General features: G+C 35.3%; 13 protein-coding genes. 8 read left to right on the top strand and 5 right to left on the bottom strand.

Features of this window, described 5'->3' with window-relative positions:
• Positions 1–50: 50 nt before the first annotated feature.
• The 5 genes from AC4IF5_RS03105 to AC4IF5_RS03085 all read left to right on the top strand — a co-directional run bounded on the left by AC4IF5_RS03105 (position 51) and on the right by AC4IF5_RS03085 (position 6,836).
• Positions 51–746, top strand: a complete 696-nt coding sequence (locus AC4IF5_RS03105) for a type 1 glutamine amidotransferase domain-containing protein (protein WP_490731582.1) — start codon at positions 51–53, stop codon at positions 744–746.
• A gap of 62 nt (positions 747–808) precedes the next feature.
• Positions 809–1,795, top strand: coding sequence for an alpha/beta hydrolase (locus AC4IF5_RS03100; RefSeq protein WP_490731580.1), 987 nt, complete (start codon positions 809–811; stop codon positions 1,793–1,795).
• A 799-nt stretch (positions 1,796–2,594) separates the two neighbouring features.
• The gene (locus AC4IF5_RS03095; protein ID WP_490731578.1) at positions 2,595–2,981 is read left to right on the top strand and encodes a helix-turn-helix transcriptional regulator; all 387 of its coding nucleotides are present in this window, start codon (positions 2,595–2,597) and stop codon (positions 2,979–2,981) included.
• Between the two features lie 730 nt (positions 2,982–3,711).
• On the top strand, positions 3,712–4,311 hold the full coding sequence (locus AC4IF5_RS03090; protein ID WP_490731576.1) for a phosphoglycerate mutase family protein: 600 nt from the start codon (positions 3,712–3,714) through the stop codon (positions 4,309–4,311).
• A 767-nt stretch (positions 4,312–5,078) separates the two neighbouring features.
• The gene (locus AC4IF5_RS03085) at positions 5,079–6,836 is read left to right on the top strand and encodes a phage tail-like protein (RefSeq protein ID WP_490731574.1); all 1,758 of its coding nucleotides are present in this window, start codon (positions 5,079–5,081) and stop codon (positions 6,834–6,836) included.
• A 289-nt stretch (positions 6,837–7,125) separates the two neighbouring features.
• On the opposite strand, the gene AC4IF5_RS03080 is transcribed toward AC4IF5_RS03085, so the two are convergent.
• The 3 genes from AC4IF5_RS03080 to AC4IF5_RS03070 all read right to left on the bottom strand — a co-directional run bounded on the left by AC4IF5_RS03080 (position 7,126) and on the right by AC4IF5_RS03070 (position 13,530).
• The gene (locus AC4IF5_RS03080) at positions 7,126–8,022 is read right to left on the bottom strand and encodes a cyclase family protein (protein ID WP_490731572.1); all 897 of its coding nucleotides are present in this window, start codon (positions 8,020–8,022) and stop codon (positions 7,126–7,128) included.
• 517 nt (positions 8,023–8,539) lie between these two features.
• Positions 8,540–11,026, bottom strand: coding sequence for a DUF748 domain-containing protein (locus tag AC4IF5_RS03075; protein ID WP_490731570.1), 2,487 nt, complete (start codon positions 11,024–11,026; stop codon positions 8,540–8,542).
• 50 nt (positions 11,027–11,076) lie between these two features.
• Positions 11,077–13,530: a hypothetical protein gene (locus AC4IF5_RS03070; RefSeq protein ID WP_490731568.1), complete on the bottom strand. Its 2,454-nt coding sequence runs from the start codon at positions 13,528–13,530 to the stop codon at positions 11,077–11,079.
• 278 nt (positions 13,531–13,808) lie between these two features.
• On the opposite strand from AC4IF5_RS03070, the gene AC4IF5_RS03065 reads away from it, so the two are divergent.
• Entirely contained in the window at positions 13,809–14,168 is a 360-nt protein-coding gene (locus tag AC4IF5_RS03065; protein ID WP_490731566.1) for a response regulator, read from the top strand.
• A gap of 14 nt (positions 14,169–14,182) precedes the next feature.
• Here the strand turns inward: AC4IF5_RS03065 and AC4IF5_RS03060 are convergent, their stop codons facing one another.
• Both AC4IF5_RS03060 and AC4IF5_RS03055 read right to left on the bottom strand, forming a co-directional pair.
• Positions 14,183–14,557 carry a hypothetical protein gene (locus tag AC4IF5_RS03060; RefSeq protein ID WP_490731564.1) on the bottom strand — a complete coding sequence of 125 codons (375 nt, stop codon included), beginning with the start codon at positions 14,555–14,557 and terminating at the stop codon, positions 14,183–14,185.
• A gap of 124 nt (positions 14,558–14,681) precedes the next feature.
• Positions 14,682–15,299, bottom strand: coding sequence for a Crp/Fnr family transcriptional regulator (locus AC4IF5_RS03055; RefSeq protein WP_490731562.1), 618 nt, complete (start codon positions 15,297–15,299; stop codon positions 14,682–14,684).
• Positions 15,300–15,607: 308 nt separating this feature from the next.
• Between AC4IF5_RS03055 and AC4IF5_RS03050 the strand changes: the two genes are divergently transcribed.
• Together AC4IF5_RS03050 and AC4IF5_RS03045 are read left to right on the top strand one after the other, a co-directional pair.
• The gene (locus tag AC4IF5_RS03050) at positions 15,608–16,048 is read left to right on the top strand and encodes a hypothetical protein (RefSeq protein WP_490731560.1); all 441 of its coding nucleotides are present in this window, start codon (positions 15,608–15,610) and stop codon (positions 16,046–16,048) included.
• A gap of 2 nt (positions 16,049–16,050) precedes the next feature.
• Positions 16,051–18,930 (top strand): KGGVGR-motif variant AAA ATPase, encoded by a 2,880-nt coding sequence (locus AC4IF5_RS03045; protein WP_490731558.1) that lies wholly within the window; start codon positions 16,051–16,053, stop codon positions 18,928–18,930.
• Positions 18,931–19,073: the final 143 nt, after the last annotated feature.

The following is a 19,073-nucleotide window of genomic DNA, read 5'->3' as shown; positions in this document are numbered from 1 at the left end:
CTCTGTTTTTAGTGTTTCTCCCGAACTTTGAAGTACAAAACAGTATTGATATGAGCGCTTTAAAGATCCTGATTATCGTAACCAATGTAGGTATATATGCCAATGGACACCTGAAGACCGGTTTATGGCTGAGTGAGCTTACGCATATCTACCATGCAGCAAAAGAAAAAGGATATGATATAACCATTGCAAGTCCCGGCGGTGGTCATGTGCCGGTAGATCCGGAAAGCCTCAGATATTTTACACTCGACAGAATTTCCACCATATACTGGAACGACATCTCTTTTCGTGAATTATTGAATAACAGTTGCCGATTGTCAGAAGTTGCCGATCAGCAATATGATCTGATTTATCTGGCTGGCGGACATGGGACGATGTATGATTTTCCTGATGATATGGCTATGCAGCAGATGATCAAAAAGCAATATGAAAGCGGGAAAATGGTGGCTGCTATTTGTCATGGTGTCGGCGGATTGCTGAATGTGAGACTTTCCAATGGAGCGTATCTGATCAAAGGAAGGTCAATGATCGGTTTTGACTGGTTTGAAGAAACCCTTGCAAGGCGAAAAAATGAAGTGCCTTTCAATCTGGAGGCTGCCATTAGAGAGCGTGGTGCTGATCTGAAGAAAGCCTTTATACCTATGACTTCCAATGTTGTCGTAGATGGTCATCTTATTACAGGGCAAAACCCATTCAGCTCAAAAGAAATGGCTAAAGTTGTTATGAGACAGCTTGAGAAACTATAAATTCAAATAACTTTTTTAAAGCTTATTATTCCACTTATACATTAATCATTAAAATCTTAATTATGTCACAATCAGTTCAGGGTGAAAAAGACCCGCAAATTCTGGTTCAGATCAGAGAATTTTTAGATGCGCTCAATAATAGCGGCGGAAAACCATTAGAAACCCTGACACCGCAGGAAGCAAGGCAGGTACTGGTAGATGCACAAAAATCAGTTGAGGTCGACTATTCCGGCATCACTGAAACGGAAAGGGAGATAACACAGGATGGAATTACGGTAAATATCCATATCATAAAACCTGCAAATGCCGCTTCTGAGAATCTTCCGGTATTTATGTTTACCCACGGTGGCGGCTGGGTACTGGGCGATTATCCTACCCATAGAAGATTGGTAAGGGATTTGGTCGTAAATAGTGGTGCGGCAGCTGTTTTTACAGATTATACACCATCTCCTGAAGCACAATATCCGGTTGCCATCAATCAGATATACGCTGCTACAAAGTGGGTAGCTGAACATGGAAAGGAAATAGGAGTGGATGGTTCCAATCTGGCTGTTGCAGGAAACAGTGTCGGTGGAAATATGACTGCTGTAATTTGCCTGATGGCAAAAGACAAAGGAGGTCCGCGCATTAAGTTCCAATTGCTGCTGTGGCCTGTGACAGATGCTGATTTCTCACGTGATTCCTGGCAAAAATATGGTGAAGGACGATTCCTGACCGCTCCTTTGATGAAGTGGATGTGGGATAATTATTTGCCGGATACTGAAAAAAGAAAAGAGTATTATGCAACTCCTTTCAGCGCTACCACAGATCAGCTGAAAGACCTTCCTCCTGCGCTGGTTCAATTGGCGGAAAACGACATTCTTTTTGATGAAGGATTAGCCTATGCGAGGAAGTTGGATGAAGCGGGAGTTCCTACCACCATTCAGACGTATAATGGATTTATCCATGACTACGGCTTATTAAATCCATTGGATCATATAGAAGCTGTGAAGTTTTCTACGGAACAGGGTGCGCTGGCTCTTAAAAAGGCTTTGTTTGGTAAAAATTAACTATTTAAAGCATCATTTGATAACCTGACAAAATATAAAAGGGTGAATGGCTGAAGTACATTCACCCTTTTTGTCGATTTTATACAAGCTAATAATAAGGCAGTTAAATTGTCATATTCTTTCTTCTATTCAAAAGTTACAGATATACTTTCTTTTGTATGGTATTGTTAGATTTTTTATTATTGTATTTGAAATTTTGTAAAATTTGATTGTAAATTGTAACAATTGTACAAATAATAGAGACCAATGTTTGGAATGTAATGATAAAATAAACAAATAATTAATTTTAATCAAAATGCAGCAATCTTATGATTTATCCATTGCCAGGAATAAGCTTATAAAGAATTATCTTATTGTAATACAAATAGCTCTGTTTTGTTTTATTATGGCTAATATTTTTATAGTCGTAAATTTTATGTCAATAGCACTATTGACATTATTAATGTTGTTTTTCTCGTTTATTACTTTTTTTGATTTTTATAAGAAAACATCAGTCCAGTATATATGTATACTCCTTCTTATTTTTATTGTATGTTATTTTGGACTGAATAGGAGGCTCAGGTATTGTAATATTTTTTATGTAAATATTATTTTGGCCATAATTTTTATTTTTGATTTCAAAAAGGATCTATTTAAAATCTGCACGTTATTCTTATTTATTATTGTAGGGGCGGGTTTGAATATCTTTACGGATTGGTTCCATTCCGGAATGTTGGTTACTCAGAAACAATATACTGCTCTGTTTACTATGGCGGTTATCCTGTTCTTTCTTTTTTTTGTTGTAGATATAATATTTATAATGAGAAAAAAGAGGATGCTGGATTGGTATGAATATGAGTATAGGTATGGGAAAAATGGTAATGAAGATCAGATTTCAGGACGTGATAGTGTAAGCATTGAAGATATTAATCTATTGAAATCCGAGCTTTATGAAGATTATAAAGGATTCTTAATTCACTTTCAGGCTCTATTCCCAATCTTTTATATGAAACTAAAAAAACTGGAAAATGCCAGTGCTGCAGATCTGGAAATCTTATCTTTAATAAAATTGAATTATACAACCAATGAGATCGCGCAGATAACAAACTCCACGATAAAGTCTGTGGAATCTAAAAAGTATCGGATAAGAAAGAAATTCAACCTGTCTGGTACACAAGATTTATATATTTGGGTAGATAGCTTATAAAATGTTCAATAGAGTGTATAGGTAATAGAAGATGAGGGCTGTAGTATTATAATGATGCAGCTGATATCTCTATTGTCTTTCCTAAAAAGAAATTTTTTAACCGTAGCTGGCTTTCTGGCCATCTTTCAAAGTAATACAGCTTTTTTGTTCCGGGATTAGTCCGTGGAATAAATAGCTCTTATTCTCTTCCCAATAGCTTCTTAGCTCAGTATATTACATTTCCATAAGAGCTTTTACACTATAGCGTACAATATGTTTTCTTATATCTAATCATTCAAAATCCAAAATCTTCACAGATTAATACCCAGTGAGTGGTATTGAGGGGTTTTTTTAATGTGATTGAGGGATTTTAAGAGTAACATGACTTTTATTATTTCCAATTTTGCCAAATAATTCAAAAAATAAAATCTGTTTTGTCACTGGCTTATAATAAAAATTAGCGGATAGAGTGCTTTTTAAATTTTTGCAAATCAAACTAGCCGGTTAAAAAAAACTGGTCTGCTTATGAAATTTAAATCTATACGTAAAATGAACTGAAGGGAAATAAATTAATATAAAGTAATGATGATGTACCGGGTAATGGTGATCGCTTTTCATGCGCAATTAGGGTTATTTAGTTTAGCCTTACCCGGTTTTAATAGCTTCTGAATTATTTTTGGAAAGGTTGGAATATTAGATCTCCATCATAAAATTAGCTTTTATTTAAAAAAAACATATAAAATTATTTGTCATGAAAAAATTAACAATTATTTTAAATCTACTATTAATATCTTTTACAAGCTGTGAAAAAAGCCTCGGTCAGGAAGATCAGTCTGCTTTACTGGCTGCAACGGATCGGGCTGACAATATTATACAGATACCAGCATCCGTTAGCAGTAGTGAAACAATGTGTATTGTAATACGGCATGCTGAAAAAGAAAATGCAGGTTCTGATCCTAATCTTAGCAGCGAGGGTAAACTTAGAGCAGAAGAACTGAAAAACCTGTTGAAAGAAGTTGATGTTAATACCATTTATACTACCGCATTCAAACGTACCCGGCAAACAGCTGTTCCTTTAGCTGATGATAAGGGGATAACTATTACAGAATATGATGCTTATCAGCCTGTTAAAAAATTTGCGGAGAATGTTCTTCTTTCAAACCGTGGCAAAATAGTTGTTATAGTCGGACACTCCGATACCGTTCCGGAAATTGTAAAGGCGCTCAGTAACAATACATCCACCCATGTGAGTATTAGTGACAGTCAATATGATAACTTATTTATTGTTAACAATTCTGGTACCGGAACTGCTTCTGTTATCCATAAAAAATATGGTAAGAGTACCCCATAAGGTAGTAGTGAAAGCAGATCTTACACTGTTTGATTTTTTTGAATGATTAATGTGGAAAGTAGCGATTGGATTATTGCTTCTTTCAATAAAGTGGGTTCTGATGTATATAAACCGGATATTTATTGTTATACTTTTTTTAATCTATAGTGTACTTCTAATAACAATAATATCCGGTTTTGCTTTCAAAGTTATTTACATTTAATTGAGAGGATTACTAATCGGGATATAAATAAACTATTTATGGGCTAAATGAGGCAGGGACCGGTTATTAGAATGACCGGATTTTTTTGACACTGAACTTTTAAATTTTCATGAATTGTCTTAGTAATACACATAAATTCTGCAAGACGAGGGGTTTTGAGGGGTGTTTTATTATTAATAAGGGAATTTAAGGGTAATTATTTTTCAGCCTGTTACATCTTTGCCAATAAAAACACAAACAATATTCAGATGGATAGTTCCGGGCAAAGCATCGCCTTTCGTTTTTTCTATGCCATAGGCTTGGAATAAATGCAACTATACCTGTCGCTGCAAATAGTATTCATATCTGTTTTGACTCTCACTTACAAGGCATAGACGGATATGATTAGACATTAAAGCATCTTGTTTCACATGAAATGTTATTTAAAACAGAATCACCTTATCAGAGCAGCATTATACTATATGTTTGGAAGGGATCTTCTTCCCTGCAAAATGGGGAAAATCTAAAATGGAACTCCTGTTATTAAAGGTTCACAAAAATAAAAAGAATATAAATTAAAATAAAGATGAAAAAAATATTGGATATTAAAAAAGCAGTTATGCTTTCAACACTTGTATTCTCAGGACTCACTTTCGGTCAGGTGGGGATCAATACTCCTTCACCTGAAGCAACTCTAGATATTAGAGCCAGAAATCATACAGGATCTGCACCAGGTGCGGTGACTGCTACCGATGGAGTGCTCGTGCCCCGGGTTACAGATCTTGCCACCAACGGTACTGTGAACGGACAATTGGTATATCTTGTAGCGGATGCGGGGAGTTTTACCAGGGGATTTTATTATTGGAATGGTATTGCGTGGACAGGCTTTTCAGCAAGTAACACTAATAATGGAGTTTGGAGCAATGATGCTGCTAATACTATGACAAAATTAAGAACAAAATCAGATGGAATATCTGCCAGAAATGCAGGAACGGAATTCGTAGCTAAAGATAATGGAGTGGTAGGAATAGGAACAGCATCTCCCAATCCCTATTCAAGACTTGAGATTGCTTCTACCGATCAGGGGATTCTCATACCAAGACTTAACCTGACTTCTGCAACGATGGATCTGAATCCCGACGGAGACAATAATGTTTCAAATCAGCCCGCGGGCTTATTGGTATACAATACCGGGGAAGCTTTGGATAAAGGTATATATTTTTGGGATGGTTCGAGCTGGGTGCTTTCCGGCAAAAAAACAGGAATGGCAGAATTTTCTGATTGTAGCGCTATAAAAGTATCAGGGGTTTATATGACAGAAAGTACTGTGAGTAACCAGGTGGTGAAAATAAATGTTCCCGTTAAAGTAACGGCTTTGGGGGATTATAATTATACATGTCTTGTAAATGGGGTTACATTTGCCGCTACAGGAAGTTTTACAGGTTTAGGATCACAGACGGTAACATTAGTTCCTGTATCCGGATCTCCTGCCAATACCTCGGGCTCTTATCCTGCCTTAATAACAATTGCCCCTACGAAAAATGGAGGACCAGCTGGCACTACATGCGGAAATATAAAGGTGTCCTTTTTGGCAAGATCAGGAGCTAGAATGAAAATTGTGTACTTTCCAGGAAAATATAATTCTACATTAAAACCAACAACTTTTTATAGTGAAGCTTCGGCATCTACGAAAACCGGCCAATGGTTAAAGGGGGAGACAATTTACAATTATAATGATATATCTCCAGCGCATTCAGCTCTTTATTATTCGGGTACAGCTGGTATTGACCTTGTTGAATTGAGTGCTACTATTGGTCCGGCAGCTCTTCAGGATTCTCTTAATACTGCTTCAATAGTCTATGTTGGTGGCGAAGTTTCACTGAGTAGTTCTGTGTCCAGTCTTATTGAGCAATGGAACAAAGCAGGAAAAGGTTTCTTTATCACAATGAATGATACACCAAATGTTAATGTTATTTGTGATAATCTGGGATATTACCTTGAAAAAGGATCGGCTGTTGCAAGCCAGCTAACCAATACGGCCAGTTATCCGCAATTATTTAGTAGAACGGCTCCTTATGATGCTCCTTATGCACTTACAGACGGATTATCAGTAAGGTACCAGGGAGATGATGCAGCTTATATAACATCAAATAGAGGATCTGAATTTTTAATATCAAGCTCTGGCGCTAAAAGAAATACAGGATATATAGATCTTTCAGGGAGCGCCTTTATTATAGGAGATAAATTTGGTTATAATAGCGAAGCAATGGATAATGTTCAAAAAGTTCTTATCAATCTTTTTGCATATATGCTAAAAAATGCACCAGTTTACACTGCAAATTAGTTAAAAAAAATTAAGAATATTTCAGGGTATTTTATCAGTACCCTGAAATTCAAGAAAGGATCTATTTTAAGCCATTGTTGGGAAGAGTAAGTTGATGAATTTTTTAAATATGAAATATAAACGTCAAAATGATTTAAACACAAATGATGAACCCTCCTGTATACAATGCAAGAGGGTTTTGTTTATAAATAAAATACAAAAGTTGAGAGAAAATATAAGCCGAAAATATTAATAGGGAAGTCAGAATAATAAAAGCCAATCTTAAAGTTAAATCATATAATGTATAAAATTACACAGATTTTTTTACTGAAGCAAAAGCTCTTACCGGAAATGTTCCTACTCCTTTAAACTTGGGTGGTGCAGCTGTAAAGGTGAAATTTTCACCCGGCAAAAGATGTAAGTTGCATAAGTGCTCAACAATCAGAATTTCTGAGCCCAGCAATAGGGAATGAACGGGCCTTGTCCTGCCGGTTGTATTATCGATATTATGAGAGTCAATGCCTACCAGCCGGACAGAGCAGCTTTTCAGATATTCTGCGGCCCCTTCTGTCAGGTAAGGATGATTTTCATAGTACAGCTCGGTATTCCAGTGCTTGTCCCATCCGGTGTGAATGAGTACAGCCCTGTTCCTGATTTCCCTGTTTTTAATATGCTCTTCCGTGATCTCCAGCGTTTCTGAAAACGGAACCCGGATCACAACAGCATCCAGTTCCGCAAAGTGGGCCAGAGATATTTCGGACATATCCTTTCCATGTTCAAACCGGTGAAACGGACAGTCAATGTAGGTTCCCGTATTGGTTACCATTTCAATTTTTCCGATCTGGAATTCCGTTCCCTGCTCATAGAACTGTTTTGAGCTTTCTCTGGATAGATAATCGCATATGATTGGAGCAGGGAGACCTTTGTAGGTTACAAGTCCGTTTTCAATGGTATGGCTGAGGTCAATGAGTAATTCCGTTGTAATACCGGGATTGAAAGGCTTCCGCTTGTGTTGTTCTGTTAAGATTTCTTTGTTAAGGATATTTACTTTTCCGGCCATCAGCAACTGTAAATCTTCAATAATATAATCCGCAAGTTCTTTATCGCCTATGTCATCGCCGGCAATATCCAGCCTGAAATCTTCGCCTTTAAGGCTTCCGCCATTGGTGAAATACACTTCAAAATCAAATTTTACTCTTTTATCCATTGTGGTATATGTTTTAATCATGGAAGCAAAATTGTTGAAATTCAGATTTTATTGACTTGACTTAGATCAATTTGGGATGTTCTGCATCTGATCCTGCTAATTTCAGGAAAAACAGAAACCCTGTTATCAGGATTGTATATCTACCTGCTTTCCGTATTATAAGCAGCTTCAGGCATGTTTTTACCATAACAGTACAATTTTATTACCAAATGGCAAAACTGTTCTTTTTACCGTTGCAATGTTGTGGTATCAATTTTTAAAAATGAAACTGTTTAAATTTTTTATCTCATAAGAATCATAGATATTTTTAACTTCAAAAAAGCTTTTATTCTAAATACTTCAGTACAATTAAGTTAGTTTAATAAGTTAGTTTAAAATGATACTGTATAAAAAGTTCACATAAGAAGAAAATCAAAGATTTTCAAAAAACTCAAGTGTACTTATTATACTCAAAGACTCTTACTTAATACAACTTAAGTGTTTAAAAATAATATTTTAATACCAATTTAAACAGGTTCTAAATCAGATATTTTTTAAGCCCTTCCATAATGCCTTGCCATAAAGTGTTGAAAAAGCTTCTGTTCGGATCACGCTCTTTTTCTACTTCCACATGATCAGGTTCGCCTTTGGAATCGTTTTTAACAAAAATATTGGCGATGGCAGTGAGCAGCTTTCTCTCTTTACCTGTATTTTTATTCATGAAGTTAACATGCATGTCGGTATATTTAAAATAAAAATTACCTCCGATTTTACTGCTGTTTCCTTTATAATCGAATTTCAGATAATGAATTTTCCCGTCAAGCGTTACATTCAGGTAAGGCCTTACGAAGAGATTGGCATTTTCTACCGAAAGATCTTTTATGGTTCCGTTGATGGCATAATCATCATTGGTATTGGCCACATCAAACTGCCAGTGGACATCTGTAGGCGCGTCACCAAAGAATTTAAAATCAGTATCTACTTTCACCATGGTGGGCTTTCCTTTCATTTTGGCGCTGTTTACATTGGCGATTTTTGCGTTAAAATGATCAAAGGTGATCTTCCCGGGAATCTGTGCTTTCTCCGCAATTTCTTCGTAGGCCAGCTTTGAATTTTTAATATCTACCTGTCTTATATACAGCGGGAATTTTACATCACGGAGCTTTTTGCTGAACATATAACGAGCACTGTTATCATCGGGTGGGGCAAGATCGTGATAAATATTACAGTCTATCCCGTCCAGAATGATATGATCCAGGTCTATACTTGTTTTTCCGCCTATTACCGAGTTTTTATCCGTGATACTGATTGACTTCGCTTTAATCGTATAAAGGTCTTCCTCTACGGCAATCATCCTGTTGAACTGGCTCCTTGAGTATTTGGGAAGGAAAGCAAAATTGCTGATACTGGTCGTTTTGCCGGTATTTTTTATATGGTCTGCTTTCAGCCGGTAATACTTTCCTGCATCCATATCAATGGTATTGGCGGTGATCAGGTGATTTTTTATATGAAAAGGAATCGCTTCTTTAAGAATATCCCTGTTGGTGGTAATGGCATTCAGGTTCACATTAAAATTTCCGACCTTCATCTTCTGGATGCCCTGCTGCTTTTGGCTGAAAGTCCCGTTAATAAGATTCAGAGCTCCGAGATTTAATGTTAAATCAGGAGTATGGCCCTGTTTTTTAGAAAGAGCTTTCTTCTTTTGAGCTGCGGCAATAATATGGATGTCAGGAGAATATACATTGATGGCATCCAGCTTAAGCTGTAGCTGTTGCCCGACAAATTTTGAGGTATTGTTCAGGATCTCAATTTTCTCTGTTTTAATGTTGAAAACATCTTTTGTGCTGCTGCTTCCAATCGCCTGAAACTGCGCGTCATTAATGAAAATGTCAGCATTGTCGGAACGGATCGTTTTAACGCTTACAGCCTGTAGAGGATCTACCTTGAAATAAATATCCTGAAGCTCAACATTATGGGTAGAAAATGCAAAAGGCACTTTCTCTTTTACGGTATTTTTGTCAAAGACAATATCTTTCAGGTTCACATGGAAATTGTCTATGGAAGCTGATTTTGTTTTATTTTGTTCCTGTACCAGCACAGATCCCTGCTGCAGGTCAAGATCTTTGATCCCGATTTTCAGGTTGACTTCTTGCGGGTTTTCCTTTACAGTGTGTTTATTGGTAGAGGTGACGGTCAGCTGTGGTTTGGTGAATCTGGCATTGTCAATGATAAGGGAATCCTGATCAATGATAAAGTTTTCAGCAGCAAGCTGGCCGACTTTCAGGTCGAATACATTTTTGGCATTATACAGGGCAGGACTTTCTATAGGTTTCAGATGAAATGCCGAAATATGCAGCTGCTTGTTTTTCGCATCGATCTTATCCGCAGAAATGGTATAAAAATCATTCACGGTGATCAGCACATCATGGGCATCGATTTTAAAATCTTTAAAGGCAACCGGTATCTTGGAAACATCCTGGCTCTGACGGATATCTGTAAGCCTGATATTGACATTTTTTCCGGTAAAAAGATCTTTTTTGTTACTTTCCTTTACAGAAATATTACCGTTGCTTACGATGATATTTTCAATCCCGAAGTCTGTTTTCTTTTTTGCCGGATCTTTTTTCTTTTTTGATTTGCCGAGAACTACCTGAACGTTCGGATCAATAAGCTTCACATTATTTACCCGGTAGGATTTATTGAAAACAGCATTCCATATCCCGAAGTTTTCAACCTGTAGGCTTTTAATATTCCCTGATATTTTGGTAACGGCAGAATCCTGCGTCTGTTTTGTTTTAATAGTAACGGAGTTGGCCGAAATATTCCCCCTGAATAGATTCATATCAAAATCCTTAAGGGTTACCTGATACGGCGTTTTTTCATTGATGATTTCAGGTAATTTATGTTTAAGGTAAATGTTCAGCAAAAACGGGAAAATAAGGGCTAAAACACCTATTATTCCCAGTATGATCAGTACGGTTTTTTTCCTCTTCTGAAATTTTGGATGGCCTGAGTTTTTTTTCATGTTGTTTTTTTGATAAGGATGATTGGAAAATAAGCGGTCGGTTCTGATGTTTAAAATCCTAAGAATTTAAATTTAAACTGGATCGCGAAATTATCTTTAAACTTCGGGGTATTGTAATAGCCTACCCGGTAGAAAAATCCTAAGTTAAATTGGGAGGATAGGAAGTTATTCCATTCAAGTCCCACTTCGTTATACAGGTGATCAAGCTTTTTGAAATCAAACTGATGAAATTCCGGATTTTTCATATCACCGATGGTTCCCCTGTAGATAAGGTCGAAGCTTGAAACATTTTTCCCGAAACTTTTAAAATACCATGGCAGCCTGTGTGTAAGGTATACCCCCACAAATTTGTCATTATAGTATTTTCCGCCTTCCATGGTGGCAAAGCCGAGATAGGAGGTAAGATTGAAGTTCAGCCCTTCTCTTCCGTTGCCTAGTCCATTCAGCGTAAAATTCTTCCAGATCGGTGCTTCACCGGTAATCAGACCACCGTAAAGTCTCACACCTGTTACCCCAAGCTTGGTTTTAAAATTGTGAACAAACAGCGCATCAAACCTGCTGAAGCTGAAATCACCTCCCATTGCTTTATAGCCCTGTTCATAATTCAGATAAAGCTCAGGAAGATTCTGTTCATAGGTATATTTTCCGGTAGGCGTCATGATGTTTTTTGAATTCGGGGAATATTTTATTGTGATGACGGACGATGCAATATCAAAGCGGTCTCCGAGTCCTTTAAAATTATAATCAAATTTCGACTCTTCCTGAGTTTTTTTCGCAGCGACATTGATGGTCAGCGCATTGGTGATATCATTTTCATAGCTCACTTTGAAGCCTTCATAGCCATAGAACACCCCATTATTCAAAGCGACTCCGGAATTCATGATTTTCATTCTGAAGTTCCATAAGTTTTCAGAAAAACGGCCCGCCGCCATGACATCATTGAAATATTCAACCCGGAAGAACGAATTTTTTTCCAGGGTGGTACGGATATCCACACCGGCTCCGTACTTAAAATCCTTATCATAGATACCGTATGCAAAATAAGCATCCGGGGAAATATACCTGTTGAATTTTTCATTCAGCTTGGCACCGGCTCCAAGCCGGAAATGCTCGTATTTGTTGTAACCGACTATTTTAGAAAGGTCAAAATCTATCATTCCCAGCCTTATTTTTCCTTTCAGCAAACCGGTCAATGCCTTCGCTTTCTGATTGAGCTTGTATTTACTGCTTAAGCTGTCGATCGTTGTGTAGGTGGCCGCTTCACGGGCGGTAAGGTTTTCCGTACGGTACTGATCTATGCTGTTCCCATCCGAGTTTTTTACGCCGATGGTATAGCCTCTGAAATCTTCAGGTTTTTCCTCAATCGGGGTTTTGAAATCAAAATAATCGGCGGTGACAAAAGCATAGCTCCCGAACTTTTTTATGTTCTTTTTATCCGCTTCTTTCTCTTCTTCGCTTTTATTTTTATCGGTCTTACCATCATTATCAAAAGAGGCGGAAGCCATTTTCAGCTTATAATTTTCCTTTACAAGAAACCATTTATTATCCACAGGTTTCCAGATGCTGGTAATGCTGCCTTCGCTTTTAACTTTACTGTTGCTTTCAATTTTTTTCAGCGCATAGGTTTCTTTGTCTACATAAAGATATCCGTTGAATTTCCTCTGCTTTATGGGCTGCTTGTAATCTACCTGGCGGAAGCGGATGACATAGTTCTGCCGTCCCTCAATTTCTATGGAATCCGTTAAAAAGAAACGATAAAGGTTCCTGTTTTCTTCCCGGATCTCTTTAGGGATCTGGTTTCTGTTGGACCGGAAAGTCATCAGCTCATAGATAGGGTCTTTTATACCTGCCATCTTATTATCCAGGATATTGATTTTTTCACCATATTTTTTTGAATACAGAGTCTGGGAAGCTCTTTCCCACAGAAATATTTTACTGCCTCCCAAAAGCTTCATCAGATTTACAGATTCCAGGGAGTCTTTTTTCTCTGCTGCTTTCATAGGGCGTTGCGGGAGCTTTTTTAGGGAGTCTATCCGGTTGGCAATGTAAACATTATATGCATTGATGCTGTCTTCATCAAGATCCAGCGAAATTTTTTCATAGGATTTGAATGAATAGGAATCCAGGCTCTGAGGAGAATTCTGCTTGTAGTTTTCGTTTACTTTCCTGAGAATTTCCAACGCTCTGGGATCACTTTTGTCTTCCAGAACGATGGTCTGAATATTTTTGATGTTGGGATCAGCTTTGGCCAGAAAGACTTCCATCACTTTATCTACCACTGCATCATCCTCCTGAAATCCGTTTGCAGAAATTTCTACTTTTTTACATTTTGTTTTGAAATTCAATGTCCCTGTTGCATCCGTTTTGCCTAATACCTTTTTATTACAGGAGACGGTTGCATCAGAAACGGGAGAATGGTCCCCAGAACTTCTGACGATAACTTTTGATTGTGAAAATATGCTGAGATATCCAAACAATAACAGCAGGACGAAAGTTTTTTTCATACAAAGTTTTTTTTGACGGGTGCGGCTTTAATTGGCTTATAGACAAATCTCTATGACCAAAATACAAAATCATAGACTACAAACCATAGAAGCTGTGGCAAAAAAGGTGCCGTCAATACTTTTTTTGTCTACTCACCCTGAAAAGATTCTCTTTCATGAAGCTGTTTACTGTCAGTTTTTTAGTGATTAACGCGGGATGATGCTGTATTGAAAATATTACGCTGTATTCAATTATACCATTTCCATTTTTCATATATTTATATAAAAATTACGGCAAGATGAAGAAAAAGGTTGTTCTTATTCAGGATAATGAAGAAACGCTCAATATTATGGATGAGGTGCTGGAGGATGAAGGGTTTGATGTTGTTCCTTCATTAACTACTGAACCTATAGAAAAGATTGATGAAATAGATCCTGATGTGGTGGTTGTGGATGATCACATTAAAGGAGAGAAAAAAGGATCGCAGATCATCAAAGAGCTCAAATCCGATCCGCAGACGGAAGAAGTGTCTTCTGTTTTGACGTCCACCTCTTATGACCTGGCGAAAACAGCAGAAGAATGTAAGGCTGATGATTACATCGAAAAGCCTTTTGATATAGACCATATGGTTGAGGTCGTTAAAAAAAATGCGGAATAGTAATCTTTTTACTTTCAGGTATGGCCTTTTACGATCTCATCCGTAATAGCCATGACAATTTTGGTCCAATATTCCTTCACCTGTTCCCGTTGCAGCTCATCTTTTAGCTGGTCGGTATGGATGGCAATAGTTGTTTTTCCGGCTTGGGAAGAGGCAATTACCCTGATTTGAAGGCTGGAGGTATTGGTCCAGTCTTTCAGCTTCCATTTTGTGCGGATATGGGAATATTTCTTAAAAGTGGAAAAATCTTCATCCACTCCTTCAGTCCAGAGCTTCATTCCCCTGTCAGAAAACAGATAATCCCATACCTCATTCAATGGTAATGCTACTGTTCTTCTGATTCCGAACTGCCAGCCGGCATCTTTCGTTAATCCTGTTTTATGTTCCATACTATTGATTTGGTGATGTTCTACGGTCAAAATTTCTGATTCCAACGCAATTGAATGTATGGTCAAATTTCACTTTCAATCACCATTAAATGCGCTTACAATCTATAAGCAAAGATGTAAAAATCTAAATGCCGTTTACTTGATGTATATCAATTTGCTTCATTTTTTTACCTCTGATCCTGCTTAGGGTTTCCGGGCTTATCCCGAGATAGGAGGCAATATGAAAAAGAGGGATTCTGCTTTCGGATTCCGGAAACTGCTCAAGGAAATACAGATATCTTTCATTAGAGTCAAATAAAAGAAAAGAGCTTTCCCGCCGGCACTTTTTGATATATTCATGTTTTAAGATCCCGTTGAGCAGCATATGCCATTTAGGGTCAGCCGCCAGCAGGTTGTCTATCACATTTTTTGGGATACTGATTATTTCGCAATCCTCAAGACATTGAAAATGGAGCTTCGTCTGTTCTCCGGTAAGAAAGCTTGTGAATGCGGTGAGATATTCGTTTTCAAAGAAGAACTCAGTATTGATTTCCCTGTAATCCTTTTGATAGAAGCTCCGTACAAGCCCCTTTTGCAGGAAAAATAAATTTTTAGCCGTCGTATCCGGCTTAATCAGATAACTGTCTTTTTTATATTCTGAAACTGAAATTTTTGACAGCAGAAATTCTTTTTCACCTTCCATAAGAGTAAATAAGGAAGCTATTTTCCTGAAAAAAGCATCTGACGTATATTCTGATTTCATCTATTATTCTTTGAATATAAAGTTAGGGAAAATGGTGGAATTGTTGTAAGGGAAAATGTGGTGGAAAGGTGAGAGCTGGTTTTATTAGTTGAAAGTAGTTTAATTATAGAATGCAGTTAGGTCAACTGATATATTTTGTTGTGGATTTTCGAAATATGGATAGTTGAAAAGTATAGTGGGATTTAATAATATTCCCAAGCAAAAAGATTTGGAGAGGAGTGGTAATTAGTTAAATTTAAAACTTAGGCTAGTAAGTGATGGCTACAAAGATTGTATTTTATATATTTGTTAATAATTAAAAAACTACCATGATTATTCCCGCTACTTGGACTTCAAAAACATTTAAAAGAGCAGCGCATAGGCATTTTATTACTTGTTCCCATTTGTTGGAAAAAATTGAAACTACATTACCTGATAAACAGCCACATGTAATCAATAATGTATATTATTTGAGTGGCTATATTTTGGAATGTATATTAAAATATTATATTCTTGAACAAAATCATTTTAAGGGAAAGCTCACACTTGAAGATTTAGAAAGGATGAAGCTAAAAACCCATAATATTTACGAGCTTTGGATCAGATTAGGTTACAGCTTTCCTAGAAAAGATATTAAATGGCTCGACATTAGCAAAAATTGGGATGTAATGGTTCGATACGACTGTGATAATATTTCTATTGTTGATTTGAAAAAACATTTTGAAAATACTGTAAAACCTATATATTTGAAAATAAAAGAACAATATTAATTATGATATCAATTCTCAATAAATGTAATGAAATTAAGTTTTACTTAGAAAATTTGTCGAGTGATAATATTGATTTTAAGATTTATTTACGTACAAACGAAAATTTATACGTTTATATTTTAATTAAGAATGATATTGATCAGGAAGAAATTGAAAATAAAATATTAGAAATTTATCCTCATATTGAGGTGGATTATGTAACTATAAATATGCTACAAGATAATGATTTCTATAGTGAAATATTTAATGAATCAGAGGTAATTCACTTAGAGAATGGTAGAAGACGTTTTACTTCTCTGTTTAATAAGGATGAACAAGTCGAAAAAATCAGTTGTCCAGTAGTCACATTTTACAGCTATAAAGGAGGTATGGGAAGATCCACAACATTAGCTTCTTTTGCTACACATCTTGCAATTAATGAAGGAAAAAAAGTGGTTATTGTGGATTGTGATTTTGAGGCACCAGGTTTTACAAATTTTTTCTTAACTAATCCACGAGAAACTAACCAGAGGCAAGGTTTTATTGAATATTTTTTTGATAAAGAAAATGGTTTTTCTGATAAAAATAAATTAGAAAACTATACATGGCAAGTGGATACTCAATTTTCCGAGTCTGGTTCAATTCATATTATGCCAGCTGGAAACTTAGGTACTCAAATAAATAGTAAGGATTTTTTTAGAAACGATTTGAATCATTATATTGAGGGACTTTCTAGAATAGACTTTACAAATGAAAAATATATAATTAAAAAGTTTAAAAGTATCTTAGAAGATATAAGTGATTCTTTTAAACCAGATGTAATTCTTATTGATTCAAGAACAGGATTTAGTGATATGTTAGGGATTGCAGCATTTAAATTATCAAAAATAGTAATAGGTTTTTTTAGAAATGATGCACAGTCATTACCAGGATTACATTTCTTTATTGAGAACTTAATTGAGAATAAAGCAATTGAGCCTTGTATCATTAATTCTATTTTGCCAGAATCAATTAGTTTAAAGAAAAAGTTATTTAAATCTTTTGAAGAAGATGTCCAAAATATAATTATAGACATTGATCCCGATTCTGAATTAAATTTTACATGTTTTCCTATTTCAAGAAATCAGAATTTGGAATTACTGGGAAGCACATCTGAAAATTGCTCTGATTTTTTAGAGCTTATAAAAGACGGAGAAATTAAAGAGTATAAGGAAATTTTTAATCATCTGTGTTCAATTATACCATATATAAATAAAAATACCTCTTATAATTTAGATACTATATTGGTAAAAGATGTAGAACAAGCTGGTAAAGAAACTTTTGATGATTCAAAAACTCTAGACATTAAAAGTAAAGACGAAATTGCTAAACTATCAGAAGAAAAAAAATATAATTATATTACACAAGTAAAAGAAAAGATTTTATTTGAAACTTCACGTAAAATTGATTCAACCAGTTTGTATGCTGAAAATATGTCGATTGAACAAGAATTTGAAAATCAACAATTTTTCTTTAGAAACTGCATGAATGATGTTTTTAATATTGATAAACCATTTATTTTAGGAAGCAAAGGTACGGGAAAATCATATATATACAATGCATTGCGTAGCAAGAAGATAGTGAAAAAATTATTAGAAATTGCAAATCTCACGGATAATTTCACTTTCATTTATACTATCGATAAGAAAGATAGAATTTTCAAGGTCAATAGGTTTAGATATAATAATGACATAAATTTTAATTATAGATTTTGGTTAATATATACTTGGCAAATAATCACCAAAGAAATAAAAAGTCATCATTTTGATTTTATATCTTCTGTAGAAAGTTTTGATATTAAAGATGACGAAACAACATTACGTGTATTAAATGAGAGGATTCTAGATACAGAATATATAATTAAAGTAGAAAAAGAATTCAATAACCTAGATAATTATCTTCTTAAATCTAATAATGGTCAAAAGAATTTTTTAATGATATTATATGATCAACTAGATGAGATAGTGCATCCTTCATTATGGAATGATTGGATTCCTTCATTAATTGATTTTTGGAGAAATAAAAGATATAGTCGTATTTTTGGTAAAGTATTTATCAGAAGGGATTTATTCAATGGTTTATATGGCTTAACAAACATTAATGATGTTGAAAATCAAGCTATAAATATTGAATGGTCACAAGAAGAGATGTTTTCATATTTTTTCAAACTTGTTTTTTCTAATAAAATGTCTGATTATTTTTGGGTAATAATGTACTTATATGGTGACTATCATTCTGAACTAATAAAGAAAAATAGACAAAAATATAATAAACTAGAACAAACTGCATTAGAAGAATATTTATTACGTCCTTTAGCTACTACTTTTTTCGGAAAAGAAGTTGATACTGAAGGAAGTAGTAGGATGGGGGAAAGCTACGATTGGTTTTATAAAAATTTAAGAAACGGAGATGATACAATAAGCTTGCGTCCTTTTATTGATCTTATTAAATTGTCAATAGATAAATGGAAGGAGAAAAAGTACATTCAAGAAGAAGGATTAAAGCCAATTTTATTTCAAAAATATTATACTGATAGAGAGGTTAGAAAAGAGGCTGTTGACAGACATTTCAATGATATTGTTCGTAACCAAATCGGTAATAAACCAATAGAATATTTATTTGAGTATATTGTGAATCATAAAGAATATAGATCAATAACTTTAAAAAAAGATAGATTTTATAGGCTTTTTAAAGATGTTATTAATGATTATAAGGATCGAGAAGAAATGACCGAGATTACTCCTAAAAAAATGGAAGAATTACTACTGACAAATGGTATAATTAAAAAAGAAAATTATGGTAGAGGTGAGGAATATAGATTTCCATTTTTATATAAATATAGGCTCGGTTTGAGGGGTAGGTGATAATCATAATTTGATTTGATAGCCGGGTTTTTCAGTTATTTAAACCTGACTTGATCTGACAATTAGGTGTTAAAAATAATGGCCAATCATTCGATATTGTCCTTACTTCCAAAAGTAAGGATTTTTGTTTTGTACTATTAAAA

This window comes from Chryseobacterium sp. UF-290 (assembly GCF_058245615.1).
The sequence above is the reverse complement of the archived record's forward strand: the minus strand, read 5'-3'. Positions and strand labels throughout refer to the sequence as shown.